This is a genomic window from Oscillatoria sp. FACHB-1406, from assembly GCF_014698145.1.
In the GTDB taxonomy this organism is placed as follows: Bacteria; Cyanobacteriota; Cyanobacteriia; order Cyanobacteriales; family Spirulinaceae; genus FACHB-1406.
The window spans coordinates 38,115-62,247 of sequence record NZ_JACJSM010000006.1; the positions used below are offsets into that span (position 1 = coordinate 38,115).

At 47.2% G+C, this 24,133-nt stretch carries 25 protein-coding genes; 10 read left to right on the plus strand and 15 right to left on the minus strand.

The annotated features are described in order from the left end of the window. Positions 1-96 precede the first annotated feature (96 nt). Positions 97-489 (plus strand): hypothetical protein, encoded by a 393-nt coding sequence (locus H6G50_RS08330; RefSeq protein ID WP_190715123.1) that lies wholly within the window; start codon positions 97-99, stop codon positions 487-489. Here the strand turns inward: H6G50_RS08330 and H6G50_RS08335 are convergent. Further along, a complete protein-coding gene (locus H6G50_RS08335) occupies positions 486-1,352 on the minus strand; it encodes a fructosamine kinase family protein (protein ID WP_190715125.1) in 867 nt (288 codons plus the stop codon). The genes H6G50_RS08330 and H6G50_RS08335 overlap by 4 nt on opposite strands. 78 nt (positions 1,353-1,430) lie before the next feature. Beyond that, positions 1,431-1,937 carry a hypothetical protein gene (locus H6G50_RS08340; protein ID WP_190715127.1) on the minus strand — a complete coding sequence of 169 codons (507 nt, stop codon included), beginning with the start codon at positions 1,935-1,937 and terminating at the stop codon, positions 1,431-1,433. 201 nt (positions 1,938-2,138) lie between these two features. Here H6G50_RS08340 and hflX point away from each other — a divergent pair, with 201 nt between their 5' ends. From hflX to H6G50_RS08360, 4 genes are all read left to right on the plus strand, one after another. Further along, the gene (hflX, locus tag H6G50_RS08345; RefSeq protein ID WP_199302767.1) at positions 2,139-3,806 is read left to right on the plus strand and encodes a GTPase HflX; all 1,668 of its coding nucleotides are present in this window, start codon (positions 2,139-2,141) and stop codon (positions 3,804-3,806) included. A gap of 376 nt (positions 3,807-4,182) precedes the next feature. Next, complete coding sequence (locus H6G50_RS08350) at positions 4,183-4,623, plus strand: hypothetical protein (RefSeq protein WP_190715129.1); 441 nt, start codon at positions 4,183-4,185, stop codon at positions 4,621-4,623. A 72-nt stretch (positions 4,624-4,695) separates the two neighbouring features. Further along, a complete protein-coding gene (locus H6G50_RS08355) occupies positions 4,696-6,723 on the plus strand; it encodes a DUF87 domain-containing protein (protein ID WP_190715130.1) in 2,028 nt (675 codons plus the stop codon). A gap of 23 nt (positions 6,724-6,746) precedes the next feature. Continuing rightward, positions 6,747-8,093 carry a DNA double-strand break repair nuclease NurA gene (locus tag H6G50_RS08360; protein ID WP_190715132.1) on the plus strand — a complete coding sequence of 449 codons (1,347 nt, stop codon included), beginning with the start codon at positions 6,747-6,749 and terminating at the stop codon, positions 8,091-8,093. Between the two features lie 156 nt (positions 8,094-8,249). On the opposite strand, the gene H6G50_RS08365 is transcribed toward H6G50_RS08360, so the two are convergent. Beyond that, the gene (locus H6G50_RS08365; RefSeq protein ID WP_190715134.1) at positions 8,250-9,059 is read right to left on the minus strand and encodes a Tab2/Atab2 family RNA-binding protein; all 810 of its coding nucleotides are present in this window, start codon (positions 9,057-9,059) and stop codon (positions 8,250-8,252) included. Continuing rightward, the gene (locus H6G50_RS08370) at positions 9,040-10,395 is read right to left on the minus strand and encodes a TIGR03279 family radical SAM protein (RefSeq protein WP_190715136.1); all 1,356 of its coding nucleotides are present in this window, start codon (positions 10,393-10,395) and stop codon (positions 9,040-9,042) included. Before H6G50_RS08370 ends, H6G50_RS08365 begins: the two co-directional genes overlap by 20 nt. Positions 10,396-10,701: 306 nt before the next feature. Between H6G50_RS08370 and H6G50_RS08375 the strand changes: the two genes are divergently transcribed. Then, the gene (locus H6G50_RS08375; protein WP_242032757.1) at positions 10,702-11,403 is read left to right on the plus strand and encodes a pseudouridine synthase; all 702 of its coding nucleotides are present in this window, start codon (positions 10,702-10,704) and stop codon (positions 11,401-11,403) included. An 18-nt stretch (positions 11,404-11,421) separates the two neighbouring features. Here H6G50_RS08375 and H6G50_RS08380 read toward each other — a convergent pair whose 3' ends face one another. Next, complete coding sequence (locus H6G50_RS08380) at positions 11,422-12,138, minus strand: pentapeptide repeat-containing protein (protein WP_190715140.1); 717 nt, start codon at positions 12,136-12,138, stop codon at positions 11,422-11,424. A gap of 241 nt (positions 12,139-12,379) precedes the next feature. Here H6G50_RS08380 and trpS point away from each other — a divergent pair, with 241 nt between their 5' ends. Both trpS and H6G50_RS08390 read left to right on the plus strand, forming a co-directional pair. Continuing rightward, positions 12,380-13,390 (plus strand): tryptophan--tRNA ligase, encoded by a 1,011-nt coding sequence (gene trpS, locus H6G50_RS08385; RefSeq protein WP_190715142.1) that lies wholly within the window; start codon positions 12,380-12,382, stop codon positions 13,388-13,390. A 12-nt stretch (positions 13,391-13,402) separates the two neighbouring features. Continuing rightward, complete coding sequence (locus tag H6G50_RS08390) at positions 13,403-13,558, plus strand: hypothetical protein (RefSeq protein WP_190715145.1); 156 nt, start codon at positions 13,403-13,405, stop codon at positions 13,556-13,558. A gap of 37 nt (positions 13,559-13,595) precedes the next feature. Here H6G50_RS08390 and H6G50_RS08395 read toward each other — a convergent pair whose 3' ends face one another. Then, positions 13,596-13,793 (minus strand): hypothetical protein, encoded by a 198-nt coding sequence (locus tag H6G50_RS08395; protein ID WP_190715147.1) that lies wholly within the window; start codon positions 13,791-13,793, stop codon positions 13,596-13,598. A gap of 367 nt (positions 13,794-14,160) precedes the next feature. On the opposite strand from H6G50_RS08395, the gene H6G50_RS08400 reads away from it, so the two are divergent. Further along, the gene (locus H6G50_RS08400; RefSeq protein WP_190715149.1) at positions 14,161-14,643 is read left to right on the plus strand and encodes a GNAT family N-acetyltransferase; all 483 of its coding nucleotides are present in this window, start codon (positions 14,161-14,163) and stop codon (positions 14,641-14,643) included. Here H6G50_RS08400 and H6G50_RS08405 read toward each other — a convergent pair. The 5 genes from H6G50_RS08405 to H6G50_RS08425 form a co-directional block, all read right to left on the minus strand. After that, complete coding sequence (locus H6G50_RS08405; protein WP_190715150.1) at positions 14,573-15,403, minus strand: HAMP domain-containing sensor histidine kinase; 831 nt, start codon at positions 15,401-15,403, stop codon at positions 14,573-14,575. The genes H6G50_RS08400 and H6G50_RS08405 overlap by 71 nt on opposite strands. An 88-nt stretch (positions 15,404-15,491) precedes the next feature. Continuing rightward, entirely contained in the window at positions 15,492-16,103 is a 612-nt protein-coding gene (locus H6G50_RS08410) for an L-threonylcarbamoyladenylate synthase (protein ID WP_190715152.1), read from the minus strand. Positions 16,104-16,124: 21 nt separating this feature from the next. Next, on the minus strand, positions 16,125-16,844 hold the full coding sequence (gene aqpZ, locus H6G50_RS08415) for an aquaporin Z (RefSeq protein ID WP_190715154.1): 720 nt from the start codon (positions 16,842-16,844) through the stop codon (positions 16,125-16,127). Positions 16,845-16,979: 135 nt separating this feature from the next. Then, the gene (locus tag H6G50_RS08420; protein WP_190715156.1) at positions 16,980-18,062 is read right to left on the minus strand and encodes a hypothetical protein; all 1,083 of its coding nucleotides are present in this window, start codon (positions 18,060-18,062) and stop codon (positions 16,980-16,982) included. 112 nt (positions 18,063-18,174) lie between these two features. Further along, entirely contained in the window at positions 18,175-19,248 is a 1,074-nt protein-coding gene (locus tag H6G50_RS08425; RefSeq protein ID WP_190715158.1) for a hypothetical protein, read from the minus strand. Positions 19,249-19,297: 49 nt separating this feature from the next. Between H6G50_RS08425 and rsmH the strand changes: the two genes are divergently transcribed. Next, a complete protein-coding gene (gene rsmH, locus H6G50_RS08430; protein ID WP_190715160.1) occupies positions 19,298-20,176 on the plus strand; it encodes a 16S rRNA (cytosine(1402)-N(4))-methyltransferase RsmH in 879 nt (292 codons plus the stop codon). 164 nt (positions 20,177-20,340) lie between these two features. Here rsmH and pstB read toward each other — a convergent pair whose 3' ends face one another. The 4 genes from pstB to H6G50_RS08450 all read right to left on the minus strand — a co-directional run bounded on the left by pstB (position 20,341) and on the right by H6G50_RS08450 (position 24,004). After that, positions 20,341-21,147 carry a phosphate ABC transporter ATP-binding protein PstB gene (pstB, locus tag H6G50_RS08435; RefSeq protein ID WP_190715162.1) on the minus strand — a complete coding sequence of 269 codons (807 nt, stop codon included), beginning with the start codon at positions 21,145-21,147 and terminating at the stop codon, positions 20,341-20,343. A 43-nt stretch (positions 21,148-21,190) separates the two neighbouring features. Continuing rightward, positions 21,191-22,114, minus strand: coding sequence for a phosphate ABC transporter permease PstA (pstA, locus tag H6G50_RS08440; RefSeq protein ID WP_190715164.1), 924 nt, complete (start codon positions 22,112-22,114; stop codon positions 21,191-21,193). Between the two features lie 18 nt (positions 22,115-22,132). Beyond that, positions 22,133-23,047: a phosphate ABC transporter permease subunit PstC gene (gene pstC, locus H6G50_RS08445; RefSeq protein ID WP_190715166.1), complete on the minus strand. Its 915-nt coding sequence runs from the start codon at positions 23,045-23,047 to the stop codon at positions 22,133-22,135. A gap of 231 nt (positions 23,048-23,278) precedes the next feature. Further along, positions 23,279-24,004 (minus strand): 2-phosphosulfolactate phosphatase family protein, encoded by a 726-nt coding sequence (locus tag H6G50_RS08450; protein ID WP_190715167.1) that lies wholly within the window; start codon positions 24,002-24,004, stop codon positions 23,279-23,281. Between the last annotated feature and the right edge of the window lie 129 nt (positions 24,005-24,133).

Sequence of the window (24,133 nt, forward strand, 5' to 3'; positions counted from 1 at the left end):
ACGAACTACGAACTACGAACTACGAACTACGAACTACGAACTACGAATTGAGCGTTAGACTATAAGCAGTCAATCTTAAAACTCAGCGCTAGTCTCATGTTCGGAACCTTTCAACAAACTCAATTACGCATTGAAGTCGATGCTTCCGCTCGAGCCATCGGCGATAGTCTACTGCTACCGAGGGAACTCCGTAAGTGGCTGTTTCCTCAAAATCTCGACTCCGCGCTTCCAGAACGGTTGCAAGAAGGCGTAACATTTAGTACCTGGTTGGGGCCGGTGGCAGTCTATCATCAAGTACAAATCGCAAACGACCATTGCTTGCGCTTGTTACTAAGCAAGGGGATTGACGGCTATCACGAGTGGTATTGGGGCAATGGTTGGGTGCAATCGCGCTTGGAGGGAATTTCGCTGCTACCGCTCAATCTGGGGCATTCTTTAAGTTTATATCGCTTGCGCGAGTTTGTGGCAGTTCGGGAGCGCGATCGCTAACGCAAAACGTCGTCAAGCATTCGCCGCGCTTGGGATTCGTAGCCGCCGCCGAAGAGGTTAAAGTGATTGAGGATATGGTAGAGGTTGTAAAGGGTTTTCCGGCGTTGGTAGCCTTCATTGAGGGGAAAAACGGCGTTGTAACCGCGATAGAAGGCTGCGGGAAAACCACCGAAAAGTTCGGTCATGGCTAAGTCTACCTCGCGATCGCCCCAATAGGTTGCCGGATCCAAAATCGCCGGTTCTCCTGCCGCCGTACAAGCGGCATTTCCCGACCAAAGATCGCCATGAACGAGGGAGGGTGAGGGCTGCCAGTCGGCGAGGACTTCTTGAATGGCGGCGATGGTTGCGTTGGTATCGGGAAAGGAACCGCCGCGCCGTTTGGCAAGGCGAATTTGATAGCCGATGCGCTGTTCGGCAAAAAATTCGCTCCAATTGTCCATCCAGGCGTTGACTTGGGGCGTGGAACCGATGGTATTATTGCGCTCCCAGCCAAATTTGCCGTTAGGAGAGGGGTAAGCGTGCATTTGCGCCAGTTTTCGCCCCATTTCTTCCCAAGCCGCATTATCGGCGCGCCCGAATTCGAGCCATTCCATGACGATATAGCTGTTGCGATCGCTCATTCCGCAGCATAAGGGCTGAGGAACGCGAATACTTTGGGTATCGTACATTTGTTGCAAACCCAATGCTTCCGCCTCGAACATTTCGAGTTGGGATGCTTGGTTGAGTTTGACAAAGTAAGTCCGAGCGCCATCGGTAATCGAGTATCCTTGATTGATACATCCGCCGCCGACTGAACGGTGCTGTTGAACTTCAAAAGATTTGCCGGTAACTTTGGTGATTTGCTCTGCAATTTCTAACCACATTTTTATTATTAATAGATTGCCAATTTTTGACAATTAATAACGGTTTTGATACGAAATATTATCAATTTCTTAATCTTTTTAGGCTCGGCGTTTGGGAAGAGAACGTACTGGGGAAGCAGCACGATTTCGCTTGCGGCGCGGACGTTGGCGGGGGAGATTTGCGATCGCGACTGCCCCGATCCAGAAGCAGGCGGTTGCAATTCCCGCCAATGGGAGTAAAGGACTACCGGTTGCCAACAGAATTAAACCGAGGGCGAGAGAACTGAAACCCGCAATAATCATCAGTCGAAAGGCAAGGGAGGCGCGATAGGGAATAAAAATAACGCCGATCGCGGTTATCGTACTGACAAGGGAGACGGCGATCGCCAGTAAACCGAGTAACCAGCCACTCAAGCCGCCCGATAGAATTTGCTGAATTCCTAAAAAAGCAATACTCCCACTCAGGAGGCAATGGGCAATTAATCCCGAGTAACCCAAAACCAAAGCAACAATCAAGAAAGTTGCTGGCGGTTTGGGACGACGAGAAGGCGGCATTTGGCGACGCTTCGGACTGCGGCGTTGAGATGGCTTGGATACAACATTCATTGCTTTTATTTGCTTAATGCTGGCCCTGGAAGGATGGATTTTTATGGGGCTGGCTCGTGCTGCTCGTAACACAAATGCGCTACAATGAAATCTTAAACCGATGAAATCATCAGGATTGAAAATTTCGCGATCGGAGCCAAAACACTTATCGAAACTATCTACGGTCAACTTCAAGGATTAAAATCCAGTCAACTCAAACAGTTGCAACGATTGTACCGCGAACGCCTTCCGGGAGACTGCTTGACCACAGTTGAATTTGCCCAGCGCGTCGCGGCGATTAGTACAGAACTGGGCGAACCCGTTTGTACTTATATTAACCGTCGCGGTCAGGTGATTCGCGTTGGTGTAGGAGGGCCGCGCGCGACGCAAATCCCTCCCGTAGAACTGCCACGCTACGGGGCGGAACGACTGTGCGGCATCCGTTGTATCGCCACGAAATTGCAGTCAGAACCGCCCGAACAATCGAGTTTGACGGCGATGGCGGTGCAGCGCCTCGATGCGTTGGTGGTTGTCACCCTAACGGGGGCAGGCTTTCAGCGTCGGGGGGGCGGTGCGACGGGCTATGCCGGAGAGACGTATCTCGCCCATTTAATGCCGCAAACCCATCCAGAAGGAGAGAATTACCCCTGTTGGAATATCTCGTCGCCGATGAGTTTGGAGGCGTTAGCGCAACGGGATTTCCTGGGCTGGGTGGAAGAGTTAGAAGCGGAATTCCAGCGGGAATACGTCGCCCAAAACGTCGATGAGGGACGCGATCGCGTTCTTGCAGTCGGTCTGCACACCGATCGCGCCACGCGCGAAGAATTTGAGGAAGGTTTAGCCGAATTAGTGCGGTTAGTCGATACCGCAGGCGGCGAAGTGCTGCAAGTTGTGCGACAGAAGCGATCTCGCCCCGATTCTCAAACCGTCGTCGGTGCGGGGAAAGTTGAGGAAATCGCCCTCGCTGCCCAAACTTCCGGCGCGACGCTAGTCGTTTTCGATCGCAGCCTCTCCCCCGCCCAATCGCGCAACCTCGAAGCACAAATCGGAACTCGCGTTGTCGATCGCACCGAAGTCATCCTCGATATCTTCGCCCAGCGCGCCCAATCCAGCGCCGGAAAACTCCAAGTCGAACTCGCCCAACTCGAATATCTCCTACCTCGTCTCGTCGGGCGCGGTCAAGCGATGTCCCGTCTCGGCGGCGGCATCGGGACGCGCGGGCCGGGGGAAACGAAGCTAGAAACAGAACGCCGCAGCATTCAGCGCCGTATTAGCCGCCTGCAACAAGAAATCGATCGCTTGCAAGATCATCGTTCGCGCCTGCGTCACCAGCGGCAACAACAGGAAGTCCCTAGCATCGCGATCGTCGGTTATACCAATGCGGGCAAATCGACAACGATTAATACCTTGACAAATGCGGATGTTTATGTAGAGGATAAACTCTTTGCCACCCTCGACCCCACAACCCGCCGCCTCACCGTTCCCCACGCCGTCACCGGCAAACCCCTAACCCTACTGCTTACCGATACCGTCGGTTTCATCCAAGAATTACCGCCGCCTCTAGTCGATGCCTTCCGTGCCACCCTCGAGGAAGTCACCGAAGCCGATGCGCTTTTGCATCTCGTCGATTTATCCCATCCCGCGTGGCACGCCCATATCCGTTCGGTAACAAAAATTCTCGGTCAAATGCCGATCGCGCCGGGGCCAGTTTTACTCGCCTTCAACAAAATCGATCGCGCCAGCACCGAAGCGATCGAAAAAGCAACAGAAGAATATCCCTTAGCCGTCTTTATCTCAGCCAGCCAGCGCTTAGGTTTGGATACATTGCGACAAAAACTCTCCCAGTTAGTTCTTCATGCTACGGATAATAGAATGATGACTTATGAGTGATGAGTTATTAGTCATAAAAAGTAGGGTGCGTTAGCGGAGCGTAACGCACCATTATCTAATAGGGAATTGAGGAGAATATAATCTGTGCAGTGTCATCTTAATTTGGTATCAATGATTAGTCATTAACCAAAAACATAACGTTGCTACTGTAGAGCGCTAATTGAAACGTGAATGTACGTTTATAAACGCACAAAAGTCTTAGCTGGTGGGCGCTGCCCACCCTACCCAATGTCTTTTATTCTCTTTATTCTCTCCTCCTAATTAGCACCATTGCTTTAATAAAGTGCCATTCAGTTATGAACTACTCGCTGTACAATAGAAACAACATTGGGATTTCGTTGGTTTTACGTTAGAATGGGCGTGGAGGTAAACAGTCATGTCAGTTCCCGCAGAAAATTCGAGTACGGTAAACCTGCAACCGGGCGCTTGCTGGAATTCTTTCGAGCAATTCCGCACTAGCGGCGCGAAAGCTCTCGCTTCCATTAATGAAGGCAAAGTAGGAACCTTGCAAACGAAAACAGGTCAATATCGGATTCTTGAAGAGCGCGACTTTCAAAGATTAGTGGGTTTAGCGCGCGATGTAGAGCGTTTGCGTGGAGGACTTAATTGCGTCTATCAAGCGGTTCGTGTCGTTCAAAAACATCCCGACCGCGAAAGTATCGATCTTTTACTAGCCAACGTCTCTTTATTAGGAAAACTCCCAGAACTGCCGATTCGTGAAAGTTTTGAGGCTTTAGAACCCGAAAATTTAGAGACAGATCCAGATGATGAGGTTTTGCTCGATCCCGAGTGCATCGAACATCTAGCATTAAGCTAGGTTATGTTGCGTTTCGTGCCTCGATCCACCTTATGAATCCGCTATAATCTAACCAAAAAAACAAAAAACTCAATGAGCAGCATTAGCAGCCAACTGACACAGATTGACATCTTCAAACGGAATCAGAAAGGTGAAAATATTCAATGGGACACAGGTATTTTTGTTGGTCGTCCATTTCGGTTAGCTTATAGTAAAGCTGATATCTTAGTTTCTGACTTTTGGAAGAAGAAGGCTAGTGGGCTTCCGCAAGGATGTTTTCTTCTTGCGTACTATGACAACAAATTTGACGGTTCTGAAGAAGTTGAAGCTATTCTTTTACGGGTGCTCCGACCTACTACGCTTCCCACTGATGGGGAAGTCATTAGTAGTATGATAGAATATTACAAAGATAATATTCGCACTGGAAATAACGAACGCTCGCAATTAGACTCATATACGCGATACGAATTTTCTTTTAGTGGTTTAGAATGCTCTGTTTTAGGTTCTTTTTACATTGACAATCGAGGTGTAACTCGCTTTGGGGCAGATTTAGAAAACTTTTACAGTGCACATAACTATTCTGTTATCAAACCGTCCACTGAAATTTTAAGAAAAATTGTTAACTATCGAGAAAATGAGTCGCAAAAAGAAGTAGGAAATATTAGACTTGGGAAAGTTCGTTATAGTTCTAGCCGTCGTTTTCAACAAACAGAAGAAGATGTACCTGTTTCTGTTCAGGCTCCCGACTTTGCCGGGAAACGAACAGCCTTGTTTGGCATGACAAGAACTGGTAAATCGAATACAGTTAAGAAAATAATTCAAGCTTGCGTTGATATGAGCGAGCAGGCAGAACTTCAATTAGACGAAGATACTGAAAGCCCAGAAGAAGTTCTCAATCCATTCACCGAAAATAATAATCCTAAATATCCGATAGGTCAAATTATTTTTGATATTAACGGTGAGTATGCAAATTCTAATTTACAAGATCGCGGTACGGCGATCTTTGATTTGTATCAACAAAAAACAGTTAGATATTCAACGGTTCCTAAAAATGGTTTTTTAGAAATGAAAGTCAATTTTTTTACGGAAATTGAAAGTGGGTTAGATATTATAAGAACACATCAAGAAATTTCTAATGATAATACTCGATTTGTAGTGAATTTTAGGTCAATAGATTTAAGGAAACCAGAAGATTATCATTCTAATTATTCGTTAGCTACACGACATAACAGACAAATTGCAGTTTATTCCTGCGTTTTATATAGAGCCGGTTTTATACCTCCAGCAGATTTCAGAGTTTCATTCACCGCGAGTCAAGATGTTCGTGATGCTGTACGTCAAGGAGTAAATCCTAGTAAAGGAATGAGTCTCGAAGATGCAGCAAATTGGTGGGAGAGTTTTTGGGAAATTTACGCACAAAATTCTGTATTTCAGAACTACAGAGAAGAAAAGGGACATGAGTGGGCTGATGAAGACTTAAAAGCACTGCTGGTGATGCTGACTCGCAAAAGTAGGTCTGGGGGTAGGGCTGATTGTTCTGGATTTCGTATTCTTAATCCTGTTAAAGAGCAACATACCAATACAATTCAAAAACCTTACGATAGAGATATTCTAGATAGGTTGAGAGAAGGAAAAATCGTAATTATTGACTTATCTTTAGGCAATCCTTTACTTCAAGCCATGTTTAGCGAACGAATTTGCAAGCGTATCTTTGAGGATGCTCTCGAACGCTTCACAAGCACTCAACCTAATAATTTTATTCAGTTTTACTTTGAGGAAGCACATAACCTTTTTCCAAAAAAAGAAGGTAGCAATTTATCTCAAATTTATAATAGATTAGCTAAAGAAGGAGCAAAATTAAATCTGGGATTGATTTATGCAACTCAGGAAGTTAGTTCAATTAGCAGTAATATTTTGAAAGCGACACAGAATTGGTTTATTTCTCACCTTAATAATGAAGATGAAATCAAAGAGCTTAGGAAATACTATGACTTCAGTGATTTTACTGAAAGTTTAATTCGCTTTAGTCAAGATACAGACAAAGGATTTGTTAGAATGAAAACCTACAGTAATCCCTTTGTCATCCCTGTTCAGATAGATCGCTTTCCTCCTGAAAACTAGATTACCACTCAATTTTGATAAGAATGGGCTATTCATCAAAGAAAAATCGTCGTCCATTTGAGGGTGCTAGTAAAGCATCCCATCATCATATTATTAACGCTTCTGAAGTTCAAGAATTGATGAAGCGTATTCACAAGCCGCCTCATGCTCAAGATATTTCTTTAACGGAGATAACAGTAGAGTTTGAACCGCCCGATAGTAATCAAGTCGAAGCCATCATTGCTGTAGATGGAGGTTATACTGAGGTTCTTGTGGATAAAGGTTTTCCATCTAGTACAATACATTTCTTACAATTCGGTACACTTTTGTTTAAACAAGAAGATCTGGAGCGATTAAATTCCACTGATTTTATCGCTCCAGAAGATATGGCTAAACTGAAAAATATTAGTCGATTGAAATTAGCCTTACCAACTAAAAATATTCAGTTAAAGGATGAAACAACATTTCAGGGAAGTGTACTAAAAGCTATTTATGAATTCTGCTTAAACAATAATCTTGAAGAAGAGAATAGTTTGATAGATACTTTGTCATGGTTTATTTTCCGTAAATATAAATATAGAAATAAATGTGCTGATGATAAAAAATGGTACTTGTCTAGCAACCCTTTAAGTATTGAAAACAACTCGATTGTGTTAGAAGAGCAAAAAATGGGTAAAGATTACACTTTTACTTGTCCAGAAACGGGAAAAGCAATTTATCTTACAGATATTTTTCAATTGCATAAAATCATCGATGAAGAGTTAGGAGCAACTGGTATATTGCCTTATCTTGTTAATGCAATTGAACATTTAATTATTATTCATATTATCAGACATTTATATAATAAGCGACCAGAACTTTTGAAAAAAATTTTTTTTATAAAGGATGGTTCAACAGGATTCTTTGGTCACACTGCTAGACTTAGGGAACCTATGCTAGATCTTATCAATTGGCTTTGGGATAAACATAATTTTCTTTTAGCAGGTTTAGAAAAGAGTGGAGCATTCGTAGATCATGCTCAAGAAATAGAGAAAATATTAGATCCAGGTAAGGTATTAATTTTGAATGATGATTATATTTATCGCTACATCTTACCTGGAACTGCCGATTTAAATCTTTGCTATGGACATAAGGTCAATTACGGACATAAAGTAATCTTTAAGTCTCGCTCTGGGCAAATGTATGTTGTCTCAGTTCCTACTCGGTCACTTCACAAGCAACCGATATCAGAAAATTTGCCAAATTTGCAGATGATTTTAGCTAATGTCGAATCTCTACACTGTGATATGTATGATTCAGCATTATTCCCAGTAGCGCTTGTCAATAAGCTTGTAAGCCTTTCAGCCCATCCAAGTCAAAGAATTTTATCGAAATTTGCTAGAAGCTATTAGGTAGAGCAATTCCATTTTGATATCAATAAGAGGCGAGACTACAACACACTCCTAGTAAAAATTCTTGATTTTTAAATAACCATAAACTGTTTGGGGTTGCTATATGAAAAAGCTCAAAGCAAAGTAATATTTTCTCTACAATTAAAGCCTACCTTTTTAATCCTCCGATCGCAACAACCAAAGACCGCTATAAGTCACCCCCGAATCATCGGGGCGCACCAACAAGAAATGCAGCCCTTTACTGCCTTGCTTCCGCTGGTTATAAGCTTCGGCAGATCGCGCCACTTCTTCATCTTCAAAGGTAATTAAAACCCAGCGCTCGACTAACCCCGCTTCTAAAATTAACCCGCCCGATTCGCCGATGGTAGTCGGAATATAATTCACCGCAGCGGGATTGACTTCTTGCAACCAGCGCGCCAGTTGCATCGATCGCCTGCCGCCATCGATAATGATACCGGGAATCGGTGTGGGGGCAGCAATCCCCAAGCTCAAGGGATGCAAGGATTCGGGCAGTTCGAGGATGGGAATCGGGCGATCGCGAAATACCTCCACAATCTCTCCGGCGGGTAAACTCGCAAAGCGCCATTGTTCGCCCCAGAGGGTATCGGGAAGTGCCTGCGGTGGCAGTCGGTCGAGCGCGATCGCGTTTTGTCCCCAACGCTCCTGTAAAATTCGTTTCAAGGCTTCCGTGCGGCGAGTTGCTGTCACGGGAATCCCTAATTTTTCCCCAGCAGCGGTTAAGAGGCTCAGCGATTGGGGACGAAACACTTGAATTTCGTCCGGCAAGATGTCTCCGGCAGCATTTTTGAGTTGCGAAGCCAACCAGTCGGAATTCGCCTGTTTTTGGGGGCAGGAAGCGATACAGCATAAGTTTCCGGCGCGATCGCACGCCAGCAATTCCCAGAGGATTTCGCCACTCGCCTCACTCTGGGAACGTTTGTAAAAATCAGCCTGCCAAATATTCAACGGAATTTTCTCCTTCTAAAACGCACATTTCCAGCAATTCTTCAATTCCCGCGATCGCAATTATCGGAACGCCCAAACTTTTTTCGAGTTCTTCTACCGTCATATCATCTAAAAATACTCGTTCCCCTGCCTTTAACATTACCGACGGCAACAAAACCGCCTCGCCCAACACTTTCCCCTGCAATCCCGCTAACAAATCTTGCCCGGTTAACAATCCCGTCACGGCAATCTCAATGCCCCAATACAGGCTCGGCAGTGCTACCATGCGAACGGTTAATCCTTCCACTTCGTTCAATCGTTTCACTAAAGGTTGAAAGGCGCGATCGACTGCCTTACCTACCACCCAAGTAAAACGTTTCTCCTGCTCGATTTTTTGGGGTAAAATTTCGTCCGCCGCACTCTCAAAATTTTTAATAAATTGGCGAATTGAACCTACGCCATTGCCAATTTGCGGGTAATCTTCGTAGTGCGATTCTGGCGGTAAATCTTGTCCGGCGATTAAGAACCATTCATCGGCTAACCAAGCCACAACGCTACCCATTTTTTCGCTAAACTGTTGCTGTAATTTTTGAACCAGAGCGATAACTTCTTGCGCTTTTTCTGCACTGACAGGCGTTAATTCGGTTAAGTTCGGACGAAAGCGAGTCAACCCGACGGGAACGACGGCAATTGAAGCCACTGTGGGAATATCGCCGCGATGAAATGCCGCTAAATCGAGCAGCGTTCTTTCTAAATGGATGCCGTCGTTAATTCCAGGACAAACAACAACTTGTGCGTGAACCTGCAAGCGCCCTTCTTGAAACCATTTTAACTGTTCTAAGATTTGTCCGGCGCGGGGATTTTTTAATAAGCGCTGGCGCACTTCCGGTTCGGTAGCGTGAACGGAAACATAGAGCGGGGACAGACGCATTTTTTCAATGCGTTCCCATTCTTTTTGGGATAAATTGGTAAGGGTTAAATAACTGCCGTAGAGAAAACTGAGGCGGTAGTCGTCATCTTTAAGATAAAGCGTTTCTCTTTTTCCCGGCGGTTGTTGGTCGATGAAGCAAAAGGGGCAATGATTGTTACACTGAATTAAGCCGTCGAATAAAGCCGTCTCAAATTCGAGTCCGAGATCGTCGTCGAATTCTTTTTCAATTTCGAGGCGATGTTTCTTTCCTTTCGCGTCGAGAACTTCAAGATTGAGAATTTCGTCCGCACAGAGGAATTGATAATCGATGAGATCGCGAGGTTGTTCGCCGTTGATGGAAACAATTGCATCTCCGGGTTCAAAGCCAATTTCGGCTCCGATAGAATCGGGTAAAACTTTAGTAATGCGGGCGGGACGAAGCGACATAGTTTAATTGATAATTGATAATGGATAATTGATAACGAAGAGAGGTTAATGGATAATGAACAATGGATATAGATATCCTACTTAGACCCATTGAATATGATGTTCCACAGAATCGACTCCTCTCAATTTTGGGTTAGGATAATGGTGCGTTATGCTTCGCTAACACACCCTACTTTTAGATTTTATGCAGTTTCATATCAATCTGGTATTAGAACCTTAATCGCTAGTCTAGCGCTGATATTGTTAAAAGTGCCGCGTGCTGCATTTCGTTATCCATTGTCCATTATCAATTATCAATTACTAAAGTTGCGTTACTTAATCTTTTACAAACCTTACGGCGTTCTCTGTCAATTTAGCAGCGAAGATACGAACCATCCGACGCTTAAATCTTATATTTCCATTCCTTCAGTATATCCCGTGGGGCGATTAGACCGAGATAGCGAGGGCTTGCTGTTGCTGAGTGATGATGGTAAGTTGCAGCATTATCTGTGCGAGCCGAAGTACGGGCATTTGCGGACGTATTGGGTGCAGGTGGAAGGAATTCCGTCGCAGGAGGCGATCGCGTCGTTGCGTTCTGGCGTTAAACTCAAAGATGGCTGGACTCGTCGCGCGCGCGTGGAGCTTTTACTGGAAACCCCTTCGCTTCCCGATCGCATCCCTCCGATTCGCGAACGCAAGCATATTCCGACGAGTTGGCTAGAAATCAGTCTGAGTGAGGGGCGCAATCGCCAAGTTCGGCGGATGACGGCGGCAGTTAGCTATCCGACGTTGCGTTTAGTGCGAGTCGCGATCGCATCTTACCCCAAACCGCAACAGGATTCGCCGCATTTCCCAACTAATCCCCATCCAATTTTGACGTTAGATGCGTTAAGTCCGGGCGAATGGCGGGAACTTTCCGAGCGCGAACGACAAGGGTTGAAACAGTTGATAGCGAATCCCAAACCGCAAGCAATGACTGAATTTTCTCAGGGAATTCGCTTGAAAAATTCTAAGCGCAGAAGTTCCTAATAGGAGGGCAACCCCCCGTTAGTTGCGTAAAATAATCCCGTCTAAATCTGCTTCGATTAAATTCGTTCCATTTAAATCGGCTTGACTTAGGTCTGCACCCGTAAGATTGGCTCCTTTTAAGTTAGCGCTGTTGAGATTGGCGTGAGTCAAGTCGGCTTTGGTTAAATTTGCCTTTCCTAAGTTCGCACCGCTGAGATTAGCACCGACTAAATCAACTCCTGTTAAGTCTGCCTCATCGAAATTCGCGCCGCTTAAGTTGGCATTGCGTAAGTCTGCACCGATTAAGTTCGCTTTCCCGAAATCCGCCCAGGTTAGGTTCGCATTGCGGAAATCGGCTCCAATTAAAATTGTCTGGCTGAGGTTGGCTCCTTGGAGGTTGGCACGCTGAAAGTTAATGCGTGTCAGTTCTGCGTGCTGCAACGAGCTTCGAGTCAAGTCGGCATCGGCAAAGCAGGAACGGCTGAGATTAGCGCGCTCCAGGGAAGCATGGCGCAGATTTGCCCCGGTGAATTGCGCCCGAATTAAATCGCATAGGGACAAGTTAGCCCCGATCAACTGCGATCGCGTAAAATTTGCCTCAATTAATTCTGCTTGGCTGAAATTCACCTGATTGAGATTGCGTTCGTCGAGTTGCGCGCGCGTCAGTTCTGGCTTATGGCTGGCGTTCTCCTGCCTCCATTTGTTCCAATGCGGTACGCCTCGTTCGAGCAACGCTAAATAATTGGGGTCTGTCATAAATCTTAATAAATCTAAAGAAAATGTTAAGATATTTTGCATAAAAGTACAACAGGTGTTTCTCAAAGCCAAGAGGCGATCGCAACTGTGTCAGCAAACCTCTATCATATTGCTCGCTAGCGATTATCCAATAGGCACGTGCTGTTATCGTTGAGTCTGCGAGTTATCCGATGGCCGAAAGAGTTAGAGTATTAACTAACTAAAACCGCATATAACCCTGGCGAAATACACATACATAAGAATGAGCAAGCAGCGAATTCTCTCTGGCGTTCAACCAACTGGAAATCTACACCTTGGCAATTATCTCGGTGCAATTCGCAACTGGGTTGAAGCGCAACAGCAGTACGATAATTATTTTTGCGTAGTGGATCTGCACGCGATTACCGTACCGCATAACCCGGCAACCCTCGCCGCTGATACTTACGCAATCGCGGCGCTTTATCTCGCCTGCGGTATCGATTTGAGTTATTCGACGATTTTCGTACAATCCCACGTTAGCGCCCACAGCGAACTCGCTTGGTTGCTCAATTGCATCACGCCCCTCAACTGGCTCGAGCGTATGATTCAGTTTAAGGAAAAGGCGATCAAGCAGGGCGAAAATGTCAGCGTCGGTTTGTTGGATTATCCGGTGTTGATGGCGGCAGATATTCTACTGTACGATGCCGATTTGGTTCCTGTCGGAGAAGATCAAAAGCAGCATATCGAACTGACGCGCGATATCGCGATTCGCATTAACGATCGCTTCGGTCGTAAAGATGATCCCGTTCTCAAGCTTCCCAAACCGCTGATTCGTAAAGAGGGGGCGCGGGTGATGAGTTTGACGGATGGAACGAAAAAAATGTCGAAGTCAGATCCGTCGGAAATGAGTCGCATTGAGTTGCTGGATCCGCCAGAAGCGATCGCCAAAAAAATTAAGCGCTGCAAAACCGATACCGTTAAAGGGCTCGAGTTCGACAATCCCGAACGTCCGGAATGTCACAACTTACTGAACCTCTACACCATACTTGCTCAAAAAAGTAAAGAGGAAGTTGCAACTGAATGCCAAGAGATGGGCTGGGGGCAGTTTAAACCGTTGCTAACCGAAACAGTTACAGGTGCGATCGCGCCTATCCAAGCAAAATATAAGGAGATTGCTAGCGACAAAGGCTACCTCGAATCCGTCCTCAAAGAAGGCAAAGAAAAGGCGGAAGAGAGCGCCAATCGCATTCTAAGCCGAGTCAAAGATGCGTTAGGATTTTCTCATGCCCTTTAAACATCTCAACCCATGAAACCTAGTCCCGATAAGCGTCTTGCTGCCCCTCCGTCCGTTGTACCGCAGCGATTGAACCCTCCGAAATCGAAGAAGTCGCTGTTGGGTTTGCTCTTGAGGTTCGCGATCGCGCTTTACGGATTGAGCGTTCTCGGTTCCTTAATTTGGTAAAGGGGCAAAATTTTTTTGCCCCGCGTCTTGAGTGCAATTAAACCCGCACGAACGGGCGATCGTCAACCGCTGTGGGATCGCCGTAGTTCGGACTCAGTTTTCCTTCCGGAAAGATACTTTTCGTCTTTGGCAGTCCGAGTTGACTGGCTTTTTGGCGGAGTTGTTGCTTTAAGGATTGTCGCGCTTTGCTCGCAGTAGACGCTCTGCGTTGCCGATTAGAGGGATAAGTCATCATGCTTTCACGATCCCGCTATAGTATTTTTGAACCATCTCCATACAATTGTACTAAATTTTTTCGAGACGCGCACGGCTCTGCATATCCTTGAGGAATCGCCAGTCGGCGCGATGTTCTACCTACCGCCATCAGTAGCGTCTAGCGAGCTATTTTAAGTCCACTTGCTACTATATCTAGGTAGAGTTCTCTAGTGTAACGCCTCACCTGACCCGCTTCTCGATCGGAAACCCGAACTGCAACCGATCTAGTATTTTGTCACTTCGCAACAGTTCTATCGGCATTTGTTGACAAAAGCGCGAAAAACCGTCGCTTTTTCAGAAGTTCTCGCTAAAATGCTAACTTGAATTCTCAATAGGACGTTCCACCTATGGACTGCCGCAAAATTCGTTTTTGTGCCGAGAAGACTAAAATTGACTGCGATCAACTGCTTTCGTTGTTTCGCCTTACTGCATTTTGGGCAAAAGATCGTCGCCTTGAGGACTTAGAAATTGCGATCGCCAACAGCAATCCAGCGATTACGCTCTGGGATAGCGATCGCCTGATCGGTTTCGCGCGGGCTACCTCCGACGGCATTTACCGCGCGACAATTTGGGATGTCGTCGTGCATCCAGACTATCGCGGTGCTGGTTTGGGCAGCAAACTCGTCGAAACCGTTATCGCCCATCCCAGCGTCAATCGCGTCGAGCGCGTCTATTTAATGACGACGCACCAACAACATTTCTACGAACGCATTGGCTTTGAATGCAACTCCACCACCACAATGGTGCTTTACAATAGCGCTAGTCGCTTGGTAACGCCCGAGCGATCGCCTCAGCATCAGCAAGCGGTAAGACACACTGCAACCGCGTAACCTCCGGTTCGAGAGCAACAATTTGCAATTCGCCTTGCAAGACTTCCAGCAGTGTTTGAGCGAGGAGCAAATTCATGCCAGGGGATGGCGCTTTCGGGGCTTGAATCAACTCTTTTTTTACACTTTCGGGGGTAGGAGGCGCAACCTGCTCGATTAAATCTGCGGCTTCGCTCCAAATCATCAGGGGAGAGCGAATTTCGATCGCGATAATACCGCGATCGCCCTCCGGCCGAGCGGAAATTTCAATTTCCCCTTCTTCCATATAAGCCAGCGAAGTATCGACAATCGCCATTAACGCTTGCAGCAAGCGCCGTCCGTCCCCGAGCAGGTAAAGTTCCCCCTCGGGAAGCTGACAGTTCACCTTAAAGCCGCGATTCGCCGCTTGTAATTGCGTCAAGTATTGCAGTTCCTCGAGCAGTCGTCCCGCTCCCACCGGCGCAAATTCGAGTTGATTCGAGCCGTATTCCGCCTTCGAGACATCAATAATTGTATCCATCAGTTGAACGAGTTTTAAAGAAGACTGATGGGCTTGACGAACGAACTCGCGTTCTTCCTCGGGACTGTCACAGAGATCGGAGATAATCAGTTGGTGAAGGCCGATGAGGCTATTGAGGGGCGATCGCAACTCGTGGGAAGTCCGCGCTAAAAATCCAGCTTTAAACTGACTGACTTGCACTGCCATTTCATAAGCAAGTTGCGTTTGTTTCAACTGTTCTCTTAGAGTTTCGATCTCGTTTTTTAGGGCTTCAGTCTCGTTCATTGGCTGGATTGTAACAGGGGAATAGGGTTGCAGGGAGCGGAGATGGAGGGATTGAAGATTTATTGAACTTTTAATTGAAGGCCGCTCGTCAGAAAGCTCCACTCGCTGCGAGTAGAGCTTCTTCAGTTATACTGCCCCGACGCAGAATTTCCCAATCTTTCCCCTGCCACCTCGCCACCGTTGACGGCAGATTGTTGCCCCAGATTCGGGTTATATCCCCGTCGCCCAGCGCTAATACTTCAGGAAACGCTGCGTCAATCGCAGCCATTGTTGTCAGGGGCGCTTCTCCAGAACGGTTGGCACTCGTGGTTGCCAAAGGGCCAGTTGCCGCGAGGATTTGTCGTGCGAGAGCGAGATCCGGAACGCGCACGCCGATGGTTTTGGCTTCGCTCGCTCTCATCGCTGGAGGGACTAAATCGGAGGCGGGTAAGACTAAAGTTAGCGCTCCCGGCCACAATTTGCGGACGGTTTGTTCCCAGCGTGCAACCTCGTCGGATTCGCCCGTCACGTAAGGGCGCAAACTTTCCCAGGATGCCCCCATTAAAATTGTGGGTTTGTTCGAGGGACGTTGTTTGAGATCGAATAATAGCGCCGCGCGCTCCGGGAGTGCAGCGAGGGCGGGAACGGTGTCGGTCGGAAAACTAATTGCTTTCCCCGCGATCGCGCCTTCAACTAAAGCAGCTTGCGAAACTCGAACCATAACGATTGGCAGTCCTTCTTTTTAACTCGCTTCTAGATTAGATTCGACTCGCGAGGGGCGATTGGGGAGAAAGAGTTTATAAGCGTATACTCCCAAAATTGCGCCGATTATCGGGGCGAAAATAAACAGCCAAAGTTGCTCGATCGCCCAGCCGCCTTGATATACGGCAACGCCAATACTTCTGGCTGGGTTAACCGAGGTATTGGTTACGGGAATACCGACGAGGTGAATGAGAATTAACACTAAACCGATGGGAATTCCTGCAAATCCTGTGGGGAACTTCGGGTAAGTGGTTCCCATAATCGCAAACAATAGGAAAAAGGTGAGAACGATTTCCGCGATCGCGCAAGCAAACAAACTGTAGCCGCCGGGAGAATGTTCCCCAAACCCATTCGTTGCAAAGCCTTTGCTAATATCAAAAGCCGGATTGCCCGAGGCAATCAGGTAGAGTACGCCTCCCCCGACAATTGCGCCGAGAATTTGACCGATAAGATAAAAAGGAAGCTCGCCAGTCGGAGTTTTCTTGGCAACCCACAGAGCAATGCTGACTGCCGGGTTAATATGGCAGCCGGAGATATCGCCGATAGTATAGGCCATCACCAGGAGCGAAAGACCGAACGCGATCGACACGCCTAAAAAACCGATCTTTTCGCCTGCTAAGACGGCACTACCGCAGCCGCCGATAACCAGCACAAAAGTTCCAAACAATTCCGCTAATAAAATTCGGGTATTTCGGGTCATCACATCATTAAGGTTAAAAACCTTTTGTCAGAGAAATTTGCGCAAATATACCATTTTATCGGATTTTTCTCTGTCAAATTTAAAAAAGTTGTAACGGTTTTTAACGCTTGTTCCTTAACCCAGCTTAGCATCGCCTCAGCCATTCTCTTTTTGGCGCGCCAGCAAAGATTTTAGCATTCGCCCGACTTTAGAATTGAGGCGTTCTTGCCGAGCGTGCTTGATGATGATAGGCGCTAGCTGCCTGATTCGAGGATCTCCTTTGATCGTTTGGGCGGCAAGCAGAAGTTCCATGCGAATGGACGCAACTTCCTCGAGTCGTCCTGCCACCGTATAGCGATCGCACAAATAATCGAGGACAATGACCTTGTAATACGCAATTGGAATCTGTTGGGCAACTTGCCGCGATCGATTCAACTGCCCCAAGGCTGCGTACTTCAAGGCTAATTCTCGTAAAATTGGGGATTGACTTTGAGGGTTTTCTATGGTATAAGCAGTTTCAACCCCTTGAACGAGTAAAAGCAATTTTGCTTCTAGAGAAAGTTCCCCCCAAGATTCATAGATCCGACTGCTTTCTAGGGCGAGAATCTTGATATAGTCTGACTTATGACTTTGGGCAATTTTCAGTGCTTGAATATAACGTCCGGCTGCAATATGTTCGTAAACAATCGCACCAAGTTCGTCGCCCACTAAACTGCGAAAGCAAAGGAGTTCATCGCCGAGATACTCCGGAATCAACTCGCGGAAAGTACGTCCGAGGGTGCAAGCGCGAGGATTGCGACCGGACCAACTCACCAAATACTTATATTGGCGATCGCGGTATCCTTCAAAAATCCACAGCGCTCCTTCTTTCTTATCTTCGGGCTTCCAAGAAGGAGGAATCCAAAAATTTTGTTCCATCGCCGCCTTTAATTCCGTCCATTGATGCTCGGACAGTTCCCAACTCGCCAAATGTTCGATTCCGCCCTCCTGCTGATGCTCTTGCGTTCTGCCGAGCTTGTAGAGGGCGTGATAGGGCGGCGATGCTTTAGAAGATTCCCAGAGCTTCAGAACTTGAGGCGAATCGAGAGTGGGAATGAAGGTAAAACGGTAAGCTTCGGTAAGTTTATTCCGTTTGGCCCAGCGCTCAAAGGGCTGTTCTTCTAAAAATTTGAGATAGCTTTCGCCATCTGCACCCTCGAAAGTCCCTAGGTCTTGCTCCGCAAAAAGTCGATTTCTCATTCAGTGCGAACCAATCCTACGACCAATAGGATAGCGCGAATTCTTCTCAACTGGATGAAAAGCTTGCCTTCAGAAAAATAAAGGCATTGCATCTCGAGAGAAGCGATGGAAATTAACTCGAAGATTTCGGTGGTAAGCGCCAAAATTGAAACCAGCGCGACAACTTGCGATCGAACCGTTCGATTTGACGGTGTTTGAGGAGAATTTTAGTCAGGTGTTGAACTTCAGGATCGCCTTGGATGGAACGCTCGGTTAACAAGATTTCCATGCGAATTTGCGCGGCATCTTCGGTGCGTTCGGCAGCAGCAAAACAATCGCACAGATAATCGAGGGTAACAATCCGATAATAGGGAACCACGATGTTACGAGTGAGGTAGAGCGCGCGGTTTAATTGCCCGATCGCAATATACTTCAGCGCAATATCTCTTAAAATTGGCGCTTTACTCAAGCGATTATCGATGGTTTGAGCGGTAGCAACAGCTTCAGCTAAGAGCAAAAGCTTAGCGGGCAAATCGAGATCGGACCAAGTATCGAATACTTTGCCCCCCTCAAACAGCCAAGTTTTGATATAGTCCGCTTTATGACTTTGGGCGAGTTTTAACGCTTGGAGGGGCTGACCGGCTTCGAGATATTCGTAGATAATTTCGCCGAAGCGATCGCCCACCAAACTGCGAAAATACACAAACTGCTGCGAGAGTGCTTCCGGAATAAAATGACGAAAAGAGCGCCCTAAAGTACAAGCGAGGGGATTGCGACCGTACCAGCTTCGCAACCGCTTGTACTCCCCAGCGCGATATCCCTCAAATAGCCATTCCGAGCCTCCCGAACCCTCTTGCTTCCAAGTCCCAGGTTTCCAGAAGTTTTGTTCGAGGGAAGTCAGGAGTTTTGTCCAGTCCTGCGATTCGGGTTCCCAACTGACGTGGCGTTCCACTGGCGTAGGAGTATCGCCTTTCCCTTCGCGGCTGCCAAGTTTGAAAACGGCTTCAAGAGCGGGATCGCGACTGGGGGCGCTGGAAACGCGCAGGATTTCTGGGGGATCGAAACTCGGAATATAAATGAAACGATAAGCTTCAGCAATTTTATTTTTTTTAGCCCATTTCTGTAATTGTTGCTCGCCCATTCCCTCGATACAGCGTTCTTCAAGTTCGTCGGTTGGATGCTGAAATCGATCTCGATCTATAAACATGGCAATTGACGTTAACCTGAGAGAAAAGTCAAACAATTGGAAATTTTGAATGGGTCAAGCAGTAAATGGCAATCTCGCTTCGGAATTCCTTCACCTGCCGGTTTTGAGCCAAGAAGCGATCGCGGGGTTGCAGATTATTCCGGGAGGACACTATCTTGATGCTACCGTGGGGGCGGGAGGGCATAGTAGTTTGATTTTAGCAGCCGTACCCGAGGTCAGTTTAACCGCGATCGATCGCGACGGCGATGCCCTTGCTGCTGCGCAAGAACGCTTAGGAGATAATATTAGCTTCTGGCAAGGCAATTTTGCCGATTATCAGCCCCAAGGCGTTGAGTTTGAGGGTATTATTGCCGATTTAGGGGTCAGTTCGCCACAGTTCGATCGCGCAGAACGCGGGTTCAGTTTCCAGCAAGAAGCCCCCTTAGATATGCGCATGGATCGTTCTCAGAGTTTGACAGCAGCCGAAATCGTCAATCATTGGGACGAACGAGCTTTGGCCGATCTGATTTACCAGTATGGGGAGGAACGCTTGTCTCGGCGTATCGCCAAGCGTATTGTCGGAATGCGTCCTTTACAGACTACCGTGCAATTAGCTCAAGCAATTTCATCCGCTGTTCCTCGTTCTTATCGCTACGGACGCATTCATCCTGCCACGAGAACGTTTCAGGCGTTGCGCATCGCGGTGAATGCTGAGTTGGAGTCATTAGAGCGCTTTTTGGCGATCGCGCCAACTTGGTTGAAGGCGGGCGGACGCATTGGCATTATCAGCTTTCACAGCCTCGAAGATCGCATCGTCAAACAAACTTTTCGCAATTCTTCCCTGCTGCAAGTTATCACCAAAAAACCGATCGTCGCCCAACCCGAAGAAATTGCCAACAATCCCCGGGCGCGATCGGCTAAATTAAGATTTGCCGAACGAATTGATTAAATTATGAGTTATGAATTATGAATTCAGAATGGGGGATAAAATTATGAATTCTGAATTTATCCCAATTCTTATTGAGATTACATAATTTCACACGGCAAGGGCATAGCACTGCTATGCCCTTACAGCTTACTCTCCATTATCCATTATTAATTATCCATTATTAATTAACCAAAGCGTCCGCTAACATACTGCTGAGTCGCCTCTTCTTTCGGATTTTGGAAAATCACTTCTGTTGCATCGACTTCCGCTAAATATCCCTGCCGTTTTCCATCGACAACCCGCACGTTAAAAAATGCAGTATAATCAGCCACTCGCGATGCTTGTTGCATATTGTGAGTGACGATAACAATCGTATAATTTTCCTTCAATTGGTGAATTAACTCCTCGACTTTCAGTGTCGAAATCGGGTCGAGAGAAGCACAAGGTTCGTCCATTAATACCACATCCGGCTGTACCGCGATCGCGCGGGCAATACAAAGGCGCTGCTGTTGTCCGCCCGAAATTGCCATCCCGCTTTGTTTGAGTTTATCTTTCACCTCATCCCAAAGCGCCGCCTGTTTGAGCGAACGTTCCACCAACTCATCCATATCGCCCTTAAAGCCGTTAATTCTCGCGCCGTAAGCAATATTATCGTAAATCGATTTTGGGAAAGGATTCGGCTTTTGAAACACCATCCCGATGCGGCGACGAACCTGTACCGGATCGATCTCTTTGCCGTAAAGATTTAAACCGTGATAGGTCATTACCCCTTCAGCGCGGAAGATGGGAATTAAATCGTTGAGACGGTTATAACAGCGCAACAGCGTACTTTTACCGCAGCCTGACGGCCCGATAAACGCCGTAACCTTATTTTTAGGGATATTCAAATAGATCCCTTTCAGTGCCAAAAAATCGCCGTAATATACATTCCAATTTTCCGTTTGTAAAACGGCTTCTTCCGTTTGAGTCGGGGCTATGCGATCGCTAATCATAATTGATTTATTCCTTATAATTTTTGTATGAAACAATAGAACCTTAGAATCGGCTGCGAGAAGTAGCAAAGCGAGCCACAGCACTGGTTATCAAAACAAACAGCACTAAGACAAAGGCCGCTGCAAAAGCAATTTTATTCTGATTGGCGAACGGCACGCGAGCAAAATCGTACACTAAAACTGAGAGCGATGCAGTCGGTTCGAGCAGTCCCTTTTGCCAGTTCGGCCAAAACTGGGTATTCAACGCCGTAAACAGCAACGGCGCAGTTTCCCCAGCCGCCCGCGCAATTCCCAGCGTTACCCCCGTTACAATCGCCGGAATCGCCGCCGGGAGAACGACGCGCAACACCGTTTGATAATCGTTTGCACCAATCCCCACCGATGCTTGTCGGACTTCTTGCGGCACTAACTTCAGTGCTTCCTCTGTAGCGCGAATAATCGTCGGCAGCATCAGCAGCGCCAGCGCAATTCCGCCCGCCCACGCCGAATAACCGCGATACAAACCGGGAATCGGGTTAAGCACGATAATCCCGTAGACAAAAACCCCAATGATAATAGAAGGAACGCCGCTTAAGACGTTAGCTGCAAAACGAATCCATTCGGCAATTTTGCTGCCGCGACTAAACTCTGCGAGGTAAATTGCAGCCATAACTCCGATGGGAACGCTAATTGCCGTTGCAATTCCCACCATAACCAGCGTTCCGAGTAGCGCATTACCAAAACCGCCACCTGGAAGCATTGGCGGCGGTGGCAGTTGGGTAAAAATATCGGGACTGAGGCTGCTCAGTCCTTTGCTGAGAATGTAGTACAAAACTAAACCCAGCGGAATGACTGCTAATACCATACAAGCCGCAGAAATTCCGGTCATGATTAAGCCGAATAACGTGCGAGGGGCGGCTGGATTTCGTTTCAGCGTTTGGGGATCGAAGTTGGCTCTCCCAGGCTGTTGAAAGGATTCCGATCTCATAAATGAATGTTCAAAAGATTAAATTTTTTGTAAATGCTTGACAAGCAGTTCGGCTAAGACATTAACGCTGAGAGTCAGAACGAATAAAATGAAACCGGCATACATGAGCGCTGAAACTTGCAAGCCACTCGCTTCAGCAAATTGGTTGGCTAGCAGCGAGGCGATAGTATTGGAGGGTTCAAAGATAGATAGAGATGCTTTGCTGTTGTTGTTGCCAATCAGCATGGTGACGGCCATCGTCTCGCCCAGCGCGCGTCCTAGAGCTAACATTACTGCCCCGATGATTCCTGATGAGGCGGCGGGAAGGATGACTTGCAAGATGGTTTCCCAACGCGTTGCTCCCAAACCGATGGAAGCTTGGCGCAAGTCAATGGGGACGTTACCGATCGCGTCGCGGGAGAGAGCGGCGATAATCGGAAGGGTCATAATGGCTAGCACTAACGCCGCCGGTAGCATTGCTGGCCCTTTGACGGGCGAAATATTGCCTAAAAAGGGAATGAGGACGAAGATGCCCCAGAGTCCGTAGACGACGCTGGGAACGGCTGCCAACAGTTCGACTAAGAACACAAAAATTCGCTGAATTGGGGGCGGTAGGTAATCTTCGGATAGGAAAATAGCAATTCCCAAGCCAATGGGAACGGAAATTGCCAAGGCGAGGAGAGAACTGATAATCGTACCGTACACCGCAGGCCAAACGCCAAAGTCCGGCGGTTCGCTGTTGGGTTTCCAGACGCTCTTAAGGATGAATTGCGGTCCGTAGGCGGTGATGGCGGGCCAGGAGCGCACCAAAACAAGGACGGCGATCGCGCCTAAAATAAAGGCAATCAGAAATGCGCCCGCCCGAGCCAGGAATTTGAATGTGCGATCGAGGTTGCGCTCTCCGGCAGAACGCGGACCCAAGGCTGTGGAGGAATTGTTCGTCTCAAAACTCAAGATATACCTCTGCTGTTTGCTTCATGAACTCCGCTGCCGGTTACTTTCTGTAGCCGTTCCCATATTGCTTAGAGTCCTTCTTTACAATCCTATCCAGTCTAATTTAAGAAAAGGTAAAGAATAATTGACAATTAATAATTGCCAACTCGCACCGAATGTAAATTGTGAGCGGTTTCTCGACAGAAACGAGATTATTCGCAGACAATTAACCATTGAGGTTCGAGACGGCTTTTAATATTTGACCAGCACCCCTTTTTCACGCTGAATGGGCAGTACGTCCAACAAATCGACTCGAGCGCAGTATTTTAGGTCTTCGAGGTTGTTCAATCTTAACAGTCTTTGCCCGTGACTAGCTCGGTGAAATAATTCCAGCAGTTTATCTTGCCACTGAGTATAAAGCGCGATCGCGGCGACAACTTCATCGTTACCGATAATTTCATCGCCTAATTCTTGCCAAAAAGGGAGTGCGATCGCGCCCGCACAAACAGTATCCTCGAGCGAGAATTCGCCTTCCCATCCCGAACCCACCAGCCAAACCGTTTCGGGCTGCTTTTGTTGCAAATATTGCACCACGGCTTTTCGATTCGTCAGCGCCGAGGTGATTACCGTCGGGGCATTTTCCACCCGTTGCAGCGCCCGCGTGCCGTTAGTGGTACTGATAAACAAACGCTTTCCGCCCATCCGTTCTGGCGTGCAGTCGAGGGGAGAGTTCCCTAAATCGCACCCTTCGACTTGTTTTCCACCTCTTTCTCCGGCTCGCAGGCGCTTTTCTATCGGCCATTCTTCGCTTTGTTGCAGCAATTGCTCGATACTGCCAAAAGCTTGGACGGCTTCCGCTCCACAGTCTAACGCGGCAGCTATCGTCGTCGTAGCACGCAGTACGTCGATAACAATCGCACAATCGGGACTAGACTCAGTGGGAACGAGTTCGGGAGTGTGATAGACGAAAAACTTCACGTTTTCTTGGTTTTAAAAGGTTTAGATCGATGCCGATGTTAATTCTACACCTCTAGAGTTAGCAAAGTAGGGGATGAGGGAAGAGTTCAACTTTGACCGGAGAAGAATTTTCCGTTCGCGGCTATCTAA